This window comes from Aliivibrio sp. EL58, from assembly GCF_900312675.1.
Lineage (GTDB): Bacteria > Pseudomonadota > Gammaproteobacteria > Enterobacterales > Vibrionaceae > Aliivibrio.
In genome coordinates, this window is record NZ_OMPC01000001.1 from 487,771 (window position 1) to 502,694 (window position 14,924).

The following is a 14,924-nucleotide window of genomic DNA, read 5'->3' on the forward strand; positions in this document are numbered from 1 at the left end:
TTTCTTTGGAGAGAATATGATTGAGCAGTTCTTAGTCTTATCAGATAACAAATCTACCGTACATTTTACTCTTCCTGAACATACTGAATTACCCCACCAAATTGAAGCAATTCATATTTATCAAGCCTTAAAAAATACAGGCACAAATAACTATTATCTCTTTGATAGTGAAATAAAAAACATAATTTCATCGATTAAAAATGGAAATATATCTAACGTGAATGGAACTCTAATCTCACAACGTTTAGATGCGCAGTTATCCATTGAGGTACAAGAAGATGAAATGACAGCAACAATGACAGTAACAGGTGCTTATGGAGGCGTACCATTACGCGGCCCATTAATAATAGAAGAACTAACAAATAAACAAATTTTAAAGGGTATTAATAAAGACAACCTCAAAGCATTATTACTAAAAAGCAAAGATCTCGCACCAGGAGAAACAGCTTCAGATATTATTGCTATTGGGCGTGAACCAATAGCAGGGCAAGACACTATTTTTAAATCACTTGTTCCTAATATTCTTGAACGTGTATTAAAGCCACAAGAAACCGATGATGGGCATGTAGACATGCGAAACCTCGGTGAGGTAATTAGCGTTAAAAAAAATACACCTTTAATGAAAAGAATCCCAGCAACTCCAGGGACAAACGGTCTTACTATCACAGGGAAACCCATCATAGCGACTTTTGGAATAGATTCTGATTTTCAACTTTACCCTGGTTCTTCTATCTCACCAATCGATTCAAATTTACTGGTTGCTGATATTGATGGTACACCTCTAATTCATGCCTCAGGTATCGCTATTGATAATCTTCTGACGGTAAAAAGTATTAACGCAACATCAGGTCATGTCTCATTTAACGGCAGTATTTTCGTTCAGGAAGATATTGAACCCGGCATGAAAGTATCCGCAGAAGGAAGTATTACGGTTGGCGGATTTATTGAAAATGCAGAAGTAAACGCAAAAGGTGATATTACCGTGATGAATGGCATCATTGGTCGACCTGTAGCGGACGAAGACCCACTAACTTGTAGTGTCACGGCTGAGGGGAAAGTAACAACAAAACTGGCTCAAAATGCACATATAATGGCACACAACGACATTCATATTACTCTGCATGCAAACCACTGTATCCTTGAGTCCTTAGGCTCTATTTTTGTTATTGATAATACAGAAAAACACGGCACGATTAGTGGAGGAAAGGCTACAGCTAATGGTTTTATTAAGACTGCAAACTTAGGTATTGAAGGTGGGGCTTATACTAAAATCCATGCTTTCCACGATTTTAATACTCACAAAGAGACGCTTCACGCACTTCAAAAACGCTATGATGATGTAAGTTCACAAATCATAAAAATTGAACAAATTAATATTGAACGACAATCCCCTGAATTAGCAGAAAAAATCCTCCGTTCAAAAGAAAAATCCAATCAGGATTTACTGACGTTAAGATCGGCATTAAAACAAGAACAAACCTCTTTTAACTCTAACCTTAAGAAAAATAATATATTTGTGACGAATAAAATATTTCCACGAGTAGATATCCAATTCAATACAGAGCACCTAGTGACAAAAAGAGAGTATAGCCCAAGTAAGGTTTCTTATTCTGGATATAACATTGATATTGAACCGGTGATGATAGGCAAAAAATAAACATCGTTTAGTATTCTACAAACAAAAAAATAGCATTGGCAATTACGCTCAATGCTATTTTTATTTACTCTAACAGGGTAGAAGTTCTAAGCAGATTATTGCCCAGCTAATACCATGTTTTCTTCTTTGTTTGATTTAAATACCAAAACCGCACCAATAAATAAGAATACTAATTGCAATAGCATCACGCTACCCATTGAGATTGGACCTAAATAACTAATGCTTGATACCATCGCACTTGCCGCTACACAAAATAGCATTTGTAAAAAGTTTAATAGACCTGAAGCCACTGCGCTGCCCTCTTTAAAGTCCATTAATGCATTGTTTACTACGATAGGGTAAACCGCGCCATTCGCTGCTGCTAAGAAACAGAATGGGATTAGCATTGGAATGATTGATGTAGGTTCCATGCGCCATGCAATTAAGAACACCACGCTCACGCTTGCAATAGATAGCTTTAAGATCCAAGGAAGTACCTTTTGGCTTTCAAAACGCTCTAGAGCCCAACGACAGCCATAACCACCAACAATAAATGCAATTGTCTGTGGAATGTAGCTCAAACCGATATCAGCACCTGAATAACCCATTTGAGTCATAACAAAAGGTGATCCAGTTAACCATGCAAAGAAAATTGCAGAGCTTGCTGCATAAATTAGCATATTACCTGTGAATTTTTTTGACTTGATAACATCACGGAAAGTAATGGTTTTCGCATTAGAGCTTACTACTTGAGCTGGCTCTTTATCCGCAAACGTTCTTACTGCTAGGCCAACACCAATAATAGTTAACGTAACAAAAATCATCGACCAACCATAAAACTTCTCAATAGCTGCACCCAGTAAAGGAGCCAATGCTGGAGAAAGAGCAACTAGTGGCATAATCGTTGCGAAAATACGTTGAGATGTTTTTGCATCATAACGTTGGATCACCATTGCTTGCCAAATTACGTTAGCACTACAAGCACCTAATGCTTGGAAGAATCTCGCAACAAGTAACATTTCGACACTGGTTGAAAATGAAGCAGCCAAGCTGCTGATTGCAAAAATGCTTAAACCAATGATTAACGATTTTTTAGTGCCTAGTTTTTGAGTCAAACGACCGTAAAAAAGTTGACCTATCGCCATACCGAACAAGAAAATACTAAGGGTTAAACCAATCATACTTTCGGTTGTTGCCAAATCACCACGAATAATATCGAATGCAGGTAAATACATATCTGTTGCTAAAAATCCCAACATACTTAGGCCAGCAAGCCAGATATAAGGAATAGATTGTTTTTTGTTTTCCATGTTCTTCTCCAAAGCTGAACATATTTAAAATCCGTTGCATTCTATGTGCTAGTTGCTACTCTTGTGAAACGATATAATTTGCACTTAGTATCAATATTTTTGATGTGTACAATTCACCATCAGGTTTTCTATGTTTTCTTATCATGAATTAATCACAATTGAGTCCGTTGCTCGTCTTGGTAGCTTTAGCCACGCAGCTGAAGAGTTACACAAAGTTCCAAGTGCAATTAGCTATACAATTAAGTCTGTAGAAGACCGATTAACGGTGACTCTTTTCACTCGTTTACATCGCAAAGTCGTATTAACTGCTGCTGGTGAGTATTTTGTAGAACAAGCAAGAAAGTTACTTAAAGAAATGGAGGATATCCGTTTAAATACACAACGTGTCGCTAATGGATGGCAGCAAAGTGTGTCGGTTGCTTTGGATAATGTGGTTCGTGAAGATAGTGTCAATCAATTAGTACGTGATTTTTACGCTACTTTTCCTGATATCGAGCTACAACTCACCATGGAAGTATTTAATGGTGTGTGGGATGCCTTAATGACAGGCAGAGCGGATATTGGTATTGGAGCTACGGCAACTATCCCTATTGGTGGTAATTTCTCTTATCGTCCTATGGGAGAGCTTTCGTGGGATTTTGTCATGAGCACTTCTCATCCGCTCGCAGATTATGATGGTGCGATTCCAGATTCTGAATTAATGAAGTACCCCGTAATATGTTTAGAAGATACATCCCGTATGCTGCCAAAAAGAACAACCTGGCAATTGGATAATCAACGTCGTTTAATCGTTCCTAACTGGCACAGTGCTGAGCAATGTTTTATTGATGGTTTAGGTGTTGGAGTAATGCCAAGCCATAAAGCTAAGCGCTTACTCTCGACTAGAAAGATTATTAATAAACAAATTGAAAATAACATTGCTCCAAGTCCGTGCTGCTTAGCGTGGAATACAAACAATCAATCTATTGCGATTCAGTGGTTATTGGATTATCTCGGGGAAACAGAGAAACTGAATACTGAATGGTTAAAAGAGATATAAAAATGCCGATGATCTTATGATCATCGGCATTTTTCTTAAATCATAGCAATCACGTCAAGATCATGGCGCTAATCTGTCGATCACCCATTCACTTTGATCTTTACTGTATATGAATCGATCATGCAGACGATGATCACCACCCTGCCAAAACTCTATTGATTCAATATTAATTCTAAAGCCGCCCCAAAATTTAGGAACAGGGATCTCGCCTTTAGCAAACTTCTGCTTAAGCTCAAGATACTTGCCTTCAAGCGCTGAACGAGCGGTTAATCGGCTACTTTGTTTACTAGCCCATGCTGCAATTTGGCTCTCTTTTGGTCTTGAAGTGAAATACTTCATGTTTTCCAATGCTGAAAGCTTCACTGCCGTACCAGTAATATGAACTTGTCGTTCAAGAGGATGCCAAGGAAAGTGCAAAGAAATCTTACTGTGATCTTCCAGGTGCTGTGCTTTTCGAGAAGCAAGATTGGTATAAAAAACAAATCCTGTTTTATCAAAATGCTTCAATAGCACGATGCGTTGAAAGGGTTGTCCATTTTTATCAACCGTCGCCACAGTCATCGCTGTTGGGTCAGTCAATTTTGCTTCTACCGCCTGCTTCAACCACAGTTCAAATAAATCAACGGGCTCTTGCGGTAAATCAGCTCTACGTAAGCCTCCAAGGCTGTAATCACGACGAATATCTTCTAATTCCATGTAAATCTCACTTCGACTTGTTTGTTGAAATTGTGCTCTTTTGAACGCCTTTAAACAAGGGGATAAAATAAAAAAGGGCCAAAACAGGCCCTTAATTTAAGATTGATACACTAATTAAGTAATATCATCTAATTTGAACATTTGATCGTTCAACAACTTAGTCAGTATTTCTGATTGATTAGAGAAGTTAGCGTCTTCTAATCCAAATGAATCAACTGCACCTTCAACAATGATTTCATGAGCTTTACCTGCATCGTCTGTAATGGATAGAGTTAGATCATCTCCGCTTTCAGAAACAGTAATGTGGGAAAGTAGATCTTCCATATTAATAACGTCATCATCGCCACCGATAATTTCGGTTAGGTCAATTAAGTCCTCACCGACAGTGAAATCTTTGATAGTGTCTGTACCTGTATCAGCTCCTTGATCAACCCATTTGAAAATATCCTCACCAGTACCACCAGTAATAATATCATTTCCAAGTCCACCAATTAGGATATCGTTACCTGAGCCGCCATCAAGAATATCATTACCAGTACCACCGCGAAGACCATCATTATCATTACCTCCGTTTAGGTAATCGTCACCTTCACCGCCGAACATAATATCAACGCCGTTTTGACCAAAGATCTTGTCATTACCACTGCCGCCATGACCGAGATCGACATAAGCTTTACTTTCACTATCAAGTAAAAGTGAACCAGCCTCGGTACTGCCCTGAAGCTGACTTAAATCACTACCACTACTAAATCTATCAAGTGTATGATGCGCATCAGCAAGCTTAGAGTCATTAAGGTCAACATCAAGCCCACCAGCATGACTGTCACCTAAATAAATAGTGTCATTACCAGAACCAAGGTAAACAGAATCACCAGCAGCACCAACATCTATAATTAGCCCTTCAGATGGATTAGGTACATCAATTCCATTCCACTGAACTTTTTCAGTATCTGTTCCTATAGAGCCATATACCTGGACAGCATCAACCAAGTCACCTTCTGATTTAACATCTGCATTATCGACATTTGGAATATCTGTAACTACCCAGTCAATGATTTGCGCTTCACTTCTTGATTGATCGCCATTACTCGCTTCAGTTGAAATAGCAACAATTGAAACCGAAATTTTACCTGTATAGCTTAATGGTAATTGAATTTTAGCTGTTGATAATTGATCTGCTGTTAGCTCAACCATTCCATTATTAATTGGAATAAATTCATCTCCAACTAATATTAAAGCATCTGCGGGAAGATTGGATAATTCATAACTTAACGTCTCTGAACCATCCGTATCCGTTAATTCACCATCCATATAATTGCTTAATATGATATCAGTGACGAATCCATTATTACCAAGTGAAATATCATTCACTTCTTTAATAGCTAGATTATCAATTAATACGCCTCGACCTGAATCATGATGAGTACCTGTCGATACTAACTGAATATTCTGAGGCTCTGATGAACCATAGAAACTAACTTCAATTGAACTCCAATCTAAGCCTTGCTCTTTCGGACTAGAACCACTCCACGAGCCAACAACAACCCCATCAACAATAATATCAAATGAGTTATATTCTTCGCCAAAGCCAGGTCTTGGTGCAACATCGAGAGTAAGTGTATAAAGAGTCCCTTCTTCAGTATTAATCTCTCTTTCTACTCCTTTAGCTGATTCAAAATGAGAAGCTGAGTTGAGTTCGATAAATTGATTACCATCACTCGCACTAACGATTCCTCCATCGCTCATATCTACGCCACTTTCCCAAGTTTCAATGGCTTCTTCACCATTTATCGGAGTCCATCCATCAACTTCTAATGAGAACTGTTTTTTATCATCTCCAGCTTGGTCTTCAAAGCTAGAAGTAAATATAGTCTCAGTTTTAGATACAATAGTTAAAGTAGGTACGTCAGCGACAGCATCAATATTGATTGTTACTGTTGCTGTATCACTACCATCTTTTCCATCGCTGATTGTGTATTCAAATGAGGCTTTACCACTAAAGTCAGGATTTGGCTTAAACTCAATTTCACCGTTATCATTAATCGAAACGGTTCCATTCGTTGGATTTGATACACCTACGATTGTTAATTCGTCTCCATCTGCATCGGTATCATTTACTAATAAATCTTCTGCCGTAATAGTGACTATATTATCTTCTGTTGCTAAAACACCTTGATGTGATAATGGATAATCACCTAAATCTTTGTATTCTATTAATTGATTATTTTCATCAAACTTTCCTAGCTCAATAGAAAGTTCACAAGCACCACCCTGATCCCAATAAATAATTTCAATCTCATGAGAGCCAGAAGTATCTATATCAAAGTAAATATGGCCATCTTCTCCAGGTCTAGTGGTTGAAGCACTTTGATTTCCATTATATTGAGCAACAATAACACCATCGATCTTAATCAAATATCCATCATCTGCTGTTACTTTAAAACCATATTTTCCTGGCTCTAGTTCGACTTGACCTTCAATATGCAAGATTGCATCAGTCGAATCTTCTGGATCATTCGATAACGAATCCGCATCATCACCTAAGAAATCTTGCAAAGTATCACCTTCACCAAGATCATTAGATTCACGCTCATAATCTAATTCTTTCGCTATAAAAGTGGCATCAGGATCATTTCCATTAATAAACTCAAGAACCTGTTCTATTGATGACAAATTATTACCATCTTTATCAGCCCCTTTATCGTTATAACCGTAGTAACTACCTGATAGGCCATTAATTGGATTATTAAAAAATACATCATCGACAGCGTCAGGAGTTGAGTTTGAATCCATAACTGCATTATCAGTATCTGAGAAGGTTTGCCCTTCATAACTCATGCTTGCATCAACGTTAATTGATTCGCCTTTTTCTGGAACATCAATCTCACGAGTGACTGTACCCGACTCTATGTCTGCTTCCGTTAGTATGTAAGGTTCTGCATTACCATCAATTGTGATCAATAAAATCATTCCGGCTACAGCTGCTGGAGGTAGCGTAAAGGTTGCGGTTACTTTTCCCTCTAACTCTGATTTATTAATAACGCCATCATTGTTTTTATCATCAACAATTGTGACTACAGGCTTAAATAGATCTGATACCGATTGAGGACCATCTTTATCTTCAAATTCAAATTGTTCGAAGTCGCGGAAGATGTTTTTATCACCTTCTCTATCAACAATAACAATTTCACCGTTTTCATTAAGGCTAACTTTGCAATCTGATAAATTCGAATCTAGTACTGCGGTATCGGTACCTGCACCACCATCAACAACTACATGATCGTTTAAGTCATCGTCATTTAGATAGAAGGTGTCATTGCCGTCTCCTAGGAAAGCATAATCATCAAGGTTATCTGTACTCGTGAAATCTCCGTTGAAATATTGAATTGAATCTGATTCTTCACTTGTATTACCCGCAGCATCTGTTTGATCAACGGTTACTTGATAATTAACCATCTCATCTAAGCCGCTAAAGTCAGATGTCCAAGTACCATTAGGCTGAACTAATGCAGTTCCTTGTTGAACTTTACCATAACTGTCTTCGATATAAATGGTAATGGTTGCACCTGGTTCACCTGTTCCGTGAATAGTAACAATAGAGTTATCACTTACAGCTGAGTCATCTGTAATGTTTGTGATTACTGGTACATCTGGTGCAACTTCATCTATATCATCCACGCCGATGGTGAAGTCTTTGCTGCTGGTTGAACCATCGGTAGAGGTCGCAACCACTGTAATGTTGTGGCTGGCCGCCGCTTCATGATCTAAGTTGCCTGCCACCGTCACCACACCGGTGATTGGGTCAATCGCAAACAAACCATTGGCATCATCACTCAAGCTGTAGCTCACCGTATCGCCATCTGCATCGGTGGCTGTTGCCGTGATGTTGACCACGTCCCCAATCGCGGCATTCTCTGAAACGGTATTGGTGTCCGCGTCGCTGTCGCTCACCGGACCCACCGCATTATCGGTGTCACCTTGACTTGGAGTCGACCCATCCGCGTTGTCCACGCCGATGGTGAACTCTTTGTTACTCGTTGAGCCATCGGTTGAGCTCGCAACCACTGTAATGTTGTGGCTAGCCGCCATCTCAAAATCTAAGTTGCCTGCCACCGTCACCACACCGGTGATTGGGTCAATYGCAAACAAACCATTSGCATCATCACTCAAGCTGTAGCTCACCGTRTCGCCATCTGCATCGGTGGCTGTTGCCGTGATGTTGACCACGTCCCCAATCGCGGCATTCTCTGAAACGGTATTGGTGTCCGCGTCGCTGTCGCTCACCGGACCCACCGCATTATCGGTGTCACCTTGACTTGGAGTCGACCCATCCGCGTTGTCCACGCCAATCGTAAAGTCTTTGCTGCTGGTTGAACCATCGGTAGAGGTCGCAACCACAGTGATGGTATGGCTTGCCGCCGCTTCATGATCTAAGTTGCCTGCCACCGTCACCACACCGGTGATTGGGTCAATCGCAAACAAACCATTCGCATCATCACTCAAGCTGTAGCTCACCGTGTCGCCATCTGCATCGGTGGCTGTTGCCGTGATATTAACCACGTCCCCAATCGCCGCATTCTCAGAGACAGTATTATTGTCTGTGTCGCTGTCGCTCACCGGACCCACCGCGGTATCAGTATCGCCTTGATCTGGAGTCGACCCATCCGCGTTATCCACACCAATGGTGAACTCTTTGTTACTCGTTGAGCCATCGGTTGAGCTCGCAACCACTGTAATGTTGTGGCTAGCCGCCATCTCAAAATCTAAGTTGCCTGCCACCGTCACCACACCGGTGATTGGGTCAATYGCAAACAAACCATTGGCATCATCACTCAAGCTGTAGCTCACCGTATCGCCATCTGCATCGGTGGCTGTTGCCGTGATGTTGACCACGTCCCCAATCGCTGCATTCTCTGAAACGGTATTGGTGTCCGCGTCGCTGTCGCTCACCGGACCCACCGCATTATCGGTGTCACCTTGACTTGGAGTCGACCCATCAGCGTTGTCCACGCCGATGGTGAACTCTTTGTTACTCGTTGAGCCATCGGTTGAGCTCGCAACCACTGTAATGTTGTGGCTGGTCGCCGTTTCATGATCTAAGTTGCCTGCTACCGTCACCACACCGGTGATTGGGTCAATCGCAAACAAGCCATTCGCATCATCGCTCAGGCTGTACGTCACCGTATCTCCATCAATATCTGTCGCTGTTGCCGTGATATTAACCACGTCCCCAATCGCTGCATTCTCTGAAACGGTATTGGTGTCCGCGTCGCTATCGCTCACCGGACCCACCGCATTATCGGTATCGCCTTGACTTGGAGTCGACCCATCCGCGTTGTCCACGCCAATCGTAAAGTCTTTGCTGCTGGTTGARCCATCGGTTGAGCTCGCAACCACTGTAATGTTGTGGCTAGCCGCCATCTCAAAATCTAAGTTGCCTGCCACCGTCACCACACCGGTGATTGGGTCAATCGCAAACAAACCATTSGCATCATCACTCAAGCTGTAGCTCACCGTATCGCCATCTGCATCGGTGGCTGTTGCCGTGATGTTGACCACGTCCCCAATCGCTGCATTTTCAGAGACGGTATTGGTGTCCGCGTCGCTGTCGCTCACCGGACCCACCGCATTATCGGTGTCACCTTGACTTGGAGTCGACCCATCCGCGTTGTCCACGCCGATGGTGAACTCTTTGTTACTCGTTGAGCCATCGGTTGAGCTCGCAACCACTGTAATGTTGTGGCTAGCCGCCATCTCAAAATCTAAGTTGCCTGCCACCGTCACCACACCGGTGATTGGGTCAATCGCAAACAAGCCATTCGCATCATCGCTCAGGCTGTACGTCACCGTATCTCCATCAATATCTGTCGCTGTTGCCGTGATATTAACCACGTCCCCAATCGCTGCATTCTCTGAAACGGTATTGGTGTCCGCGTCGCTATCGCTCACCGGACCCACCGCATTATCGGTATCGCCTTGACTTGGAGTCGACCCATCCGCGTTGTCCACGCCAATCGTAAAGTCTTTGCTGCTGGTTGAGCCATCGGTTGAGCTCGCAACCACTGTAATGTTGTGGCTAGCCGCCATCTCAAAATCTAAGTTGCCTGCCACCGTCACCACACCGGTGATTGGGTCAATCGCAAACAAACCATTSGCATCATCACTCAAGCTGTAGCTCACCGTRTCGCCATCTGCATCGGTGGCTGTTGCCGTGATGTTGACCACGTCCCCAATCGCGGCATTCTCTGAAACGGTATTGGTGTCCGCGTCGCTGTCGCTCACCGGACCCACCGCATTATCGGTGTCACCTTGACTTGGAGYYGWSCCATCRGCRTTSTCCACGCCAATCGTAAAGTCTTTGCTGCTGGTTGAGCCATCGGTTGAGCTCGCAACCACTGTAATGTTGTGGCTAGCCGCCATCTCAAAATCTAAGTTGCCTGCCACCGTCACCACACCGGTGATTGGGTCAATCGCAAACAAACCATTGGCATCATCGCTCAGGCTGTAACTCACCGTATCGCCATCTGCATCGGTAGCTGTCGCCGTGATATTAACCACGTCCCCAATCGCCGCATTCTCAGAGACAGTATTATTGTCTGTGTCGCTATCGCTCACCGGACCCACCGCATTATCAGTATCGCCTTGACCTGGAGTCGACCCATCCGCGTTATCCACACCAATGGTGAACTCTTTGTTACTCGTTGAGCCATCGGTTGACGTCGCAACCACTGTAATGTTGTGGCTAGCCGCCATCTCAAAATCTAAGTTGCCTGCCACCGTCACCACACCGGTGATTGGGTCAATCGCAAACAAACCATTGGCATCATCACTCAAGCTGTAACTCACCGTGTCGCCATCTGCATCGGTAGCTGTCGCCGTGATATTAACCACGTCCCCAATCGCCGCATTCTCAGAGACAGTATTATTGTCTGTGTCGCTGTCGCTCACCGGACCAACAGCTATCGTATCTAATTCAAAACCGACTTTATCTGACACTGGGCCCGTGTTGCCTGCTGGGTCAGTGATGTCTGCCACATATTCGTAATTACCATCAGCATCAGGAGTAGGTACCGTGATCTCTACCTTGCCATTCGTAATGTCATCTTCAGTAATCGGGTGTGTTCCAACCACTGTTCCAGCACCATCACGCAACTCAATAATGTCGCCTTTATCTGTTCCTGCAGGCAGCGTCACTTCAACTTGAATACCATTCGCAGCACTCTCTTCATTAATCACGCCATTTGCATCAATTTCAGCAATAGAAATACTTGGCGCTGTTTTAACTAGGCCATTACTTGGATCAGGAACCTGAAGATCTCCAGTCTCTCTATATACCTTATATTGTTCTAATAATGTTAAACTTTGGGTTTTTGATAAACCTATGGACTCTAAAGAAGATGTGTCAAAGCTAGTTTCAGCTACCGTGCTTTTTCCTATTCTTTCAATCTCAGTAGAAGCCGTTAAGCTTGAACCGCTGTCTTCACCGGCAGCCGGGGCCTCAGTAACTAAACTTGGGTCTTCTCCATCAGAAATCGCATCTAAAATTTCATTAACATCATCATTTTTTCCTGGAAAATCAGAAGCTTCTACTGAAAAATCACCTAATTCATTTCCAATAACGATTTCACCTGGTAAAAGCGGTTCGCCCGCATTAATCAGTTTTAAATTACCATTCTTATCAATTACAATGTTTTGTTTAGTATTTTCTGATGTTTTAGAAGCCATGACGTTAATTCCCAAATCCATTTACCAGTAGCACCACTTTGCAATGCAGACATTAATATTATCAATGAAATTTATCACATAGTTAACACTGTAGCTACATATGAGAATTACTAATAAATGGCGAAATATCGAATATCATGACTTAAAAATCATTTTAATTTATAAAAATATTACACTCATCACAAAATGTGACATTAATTCCATAATTCGTGTATCAAAAAACAAATAAAAACAGATCTAGAAACAAATTATAAAATTTAACTTTGCACAATCTTAATTTTAAGACTTCTTTTATTCGGATTTATATTGCGAATTTCAAAAGTTCATCAAATAAACAGATTTTAAAACGTGAGAGACTATTAAATTAATAAGATTCAATAACTTGATTTTTGCTTTTTAATTAGACATGACGTAGCATTTATTTAATAAGCATAAAACAAAGCACACACATTGGTTTAACGCTAAATAATTACCTATATTAATCCTGTGCATTTTAACCGTCACGTTCAGAAAAGAAGATACGATGATTAGGAGAAACACTTTGAAATGGATGAAACTTGCAACCAGTAGTTTGCTTGTTTTGAGCGTATCTACTCAAGCTCAAACGTTAGAGCAAGCAATCTCTCAAACTCTAACAACAAACCCAGAAGTAAAAAAAGCATATAATTCTTATTTGAGCTTTGTTGCGGATAGTGAGAGTGTCTCAGGTAATTACTTACCATCGATTGATTTAGATGCCGGTATTGGATTGGAAAGCATCAACCCTGCAGATGGTAGCTCTACAGATATGACCCGAAAAGATGCAACTTTATCGCTAACTCAATTAATTTGGGATGGTTCAAATACAATTAATGATATGGATCGAACAGAGGCTGAATCAGAATCAGCTCGCTTGCAACTTATCTCTCTAGCTGAAAATAAAGCACTTGATGTTTCACAAGTCTATTTAGATGCAGTAAAAGCGACCGAGATCCTCGCGCTTTCTGAAAGTAATCTCGCTATTCATAAGAAAATCTACAAAGATATTAAGAAAAGAGCAAACTCTGGTGTAGGCTCAACTGCAGATGTATCTCAAGTAGAAGCACGTATTGCTCGAGCACACGGTAATTTACTTGCTGCTCAAAACAACTTATTTGATACACATACCGTCTTTACACAAATTGTAGGCTCACCTCCTCAAAGTCTTATTTATCCTCGAGCTGATTCAAGAACCTTACCCTTGAGTTTGCAGGACGGTATTGAACGAGCTTACGAACATCATCCTGTCATCTTAACGGCTCAGTCAGATATTAAAGCCGCTAAGTTTCAATATGCTCAATCAAAAAGTGCAAATTACCCAACCTTCTCAATTGAAGCCGCCCAAACATGGCGCGATGATGCTGGTGGTATAGAGGGTAATAGTGATGAGTTTTCTGCGATGGTCAGAATGCGTTACAACCTATATAACGGTGGTAGTGACAGTGCAAGATCAGATAAAAGTGCTTATCAATTAAACATGGCAAAAGATCTTCGTGACAGTGCTTATCGTAATGTTGAAGAAGGATTTCGACTTTCTTGGAGTGCCTTAGATTTAACTCTACAACAAAAAGAATTTCTAGCTGATCATGTTGATGCAGCCTCAGATACCGTCATTGCATACGAAAAACAATATCGTATAGGAAAGCGTACACTACTTGATTTATTAAATACTGAAAATGAGTTGTTTGAAGCTCGTAAATCCTACTTAGACGCTCACTATTCAGAGCAATTTGCTAAATTCAGAGTATTACATGCAACAGGGACACTGTTACCTTCATTGTTAATCGATACACCAAAAGAATGGGATTCTACGCAATCCAAAAAAGAGGATAAATAATAATGAAAACAGTAATTTACCCTGCAATTATTGCTTCTCTATTTTTGACTGGTTGCGTCTCAGGTGATAAAGATTACATTGAAACGCCTAAGTCAGATCAAATCGCCGATCTAAGAGATGATGATTATGATGGTGTTATTAATGCTCGAGATATTTGCCCAGGTACACCGCGTGGTGCAGAAATAGATAACGATGGTTGTGCTGAATATGTAGAACATTCGGATAAAAAAGATCTTAAGATCCTTTTTGCTAATGATTCATCAGAGATCTCTCCGATCTTTAAAACAGAGATCAGAACAATGGCTGAGTTTCTTACTGAATATTCAGACACATCCATTCAACTTCAAGGTTTTGCGAGCCAACAAGGTAACGCTGAATATAATATCCACTTATCAAAACTACGTGCAGCAGCAGTTCGCGTTGCTTTAATTGAATACGGTGTTGATCCCGATAGAATTGAAACTATTGGTTTTGGAGACACGCTATTAACCGCGAAAGGTGATTCAGCAGTAAGCCATGCATTAAACCGTCGTGTTGTTGCAACGGTTGTAGGTTTTAAAGGTGATGTAGTAAACGAATGGAATATATTTACACGTAAAAAGAAATAACCTCTCTTAAATTTACTAAATCGAGTTAATAAAAAAGGCAGTGAATTATCACTGC

The 14,924-nt window shown here is 41.1% G+C and carries 7 protein-coding genes; 4 read left to right on the top strand and 3 right to left on the bottom strand.

Translation table 11 applies throughout. The features are described from left to right. Window positions 1–16: 16 nt before the first annotated feature. A complete protein-coding gene (locus tag ED622_RS02075) occupies window positions 17–1,657 on the top strand; it encodes a DUF342 domain-containing protein (protein ID WP_122032305.1) in 1,641 nt (546 codons plus the stop codon). A gap of 95 nt (window positions 1,658–1,752) precedes the next feature. On the opposite strand, the gene punC is transcribed toward ED622_RS02075, so the two are convergent. Beyond that, window positions 1,753–2,946: a purine nucleoside transporter PunC gene (punC, locus tag ED622_RS02080; RefSeq protein WP_122032306.1), complete on the bottom strand. Its 1,194-nt coding sequence runs from the start codon at window positions 2,944–2,946 to the stop codon at window positions 1,753–1,755. A 130-nt stretch (window positions 2,947–3,076) separates the two neighbouring features. Here punC and punR point away from each other — a divergent pair, with 130 nt between their 5' ends. Then, the gene (gene punR, locus ED622_RS02085; RefSeq protein WP_122032307.1) at window positions 3,077–3,985 is read left to right on the top strand and encodes a DNA-binding transcriptional activator PunR; all 909 of its coding nucleotides are present in this window, start codon (window positions 3,077–3,079) and stop codon (window positions 3,983–3,985) included. A gap of 60 nt (window positions 3,986–4,045) precedes the next feature. Here the strand turns inward: punR and pdxH are convergent, their stop codons facing one another. Beyond that, window positions 4,046–4,681: a pyridoxamine 5'-phosphate oxidase gene (pdxH, locus tag ED622_RS02090; protein WP_122032308.1), complete on the bottom strand. Its 636-nt coding sequence runs from the start codon at window positions 4,679–4,681 to the stop codon at window positions 4,046–4,048. A gap of 114 nt (window positions 4,682–4,795) precedes the next feature. Further along, the gene (locus ED622_RS02095) at window positions 4,796–12,406 is read right to left on the bottom strand and encodes a cadherin domain-containing protein (RefSeq protein ID WP_162922422.1); all 7,611 of its coding nucleotides are present in this window, start codon (window positions 12,404–12,406) and stop codon (window positions 4,796–4,798) included. Window positions 12,407–12,956: 550 nt separating this feature from the next. On the opposite strand from ED622_RS02095, the gene ED622_RS02100 reads away from it, so the two are divergent. Next, a complete protein-coding gene (locus tag ED622_RS02100; protein ID WP_174213425.1) occupies window positions 12,957–14,261 on the top strand; it encodes a TolC family outer membrane protein in 1,305 nt (434 codons plus the stop codon). Between the two features lie 2 nt (window positions 14,262–14,263). Next, on the top strand, window positions 14,264–14,869 hold the full coding sequence (locus ED622_RS02105; RefSeq protein WP_122032311.1) for an OmpA family protein: 606 nt from the start codon (window positions 14,264–14,266) through the stop codon (window positions 14,867–14,869). Window positions 14,870–14,924: the final 55 nt, after the last annotated feature.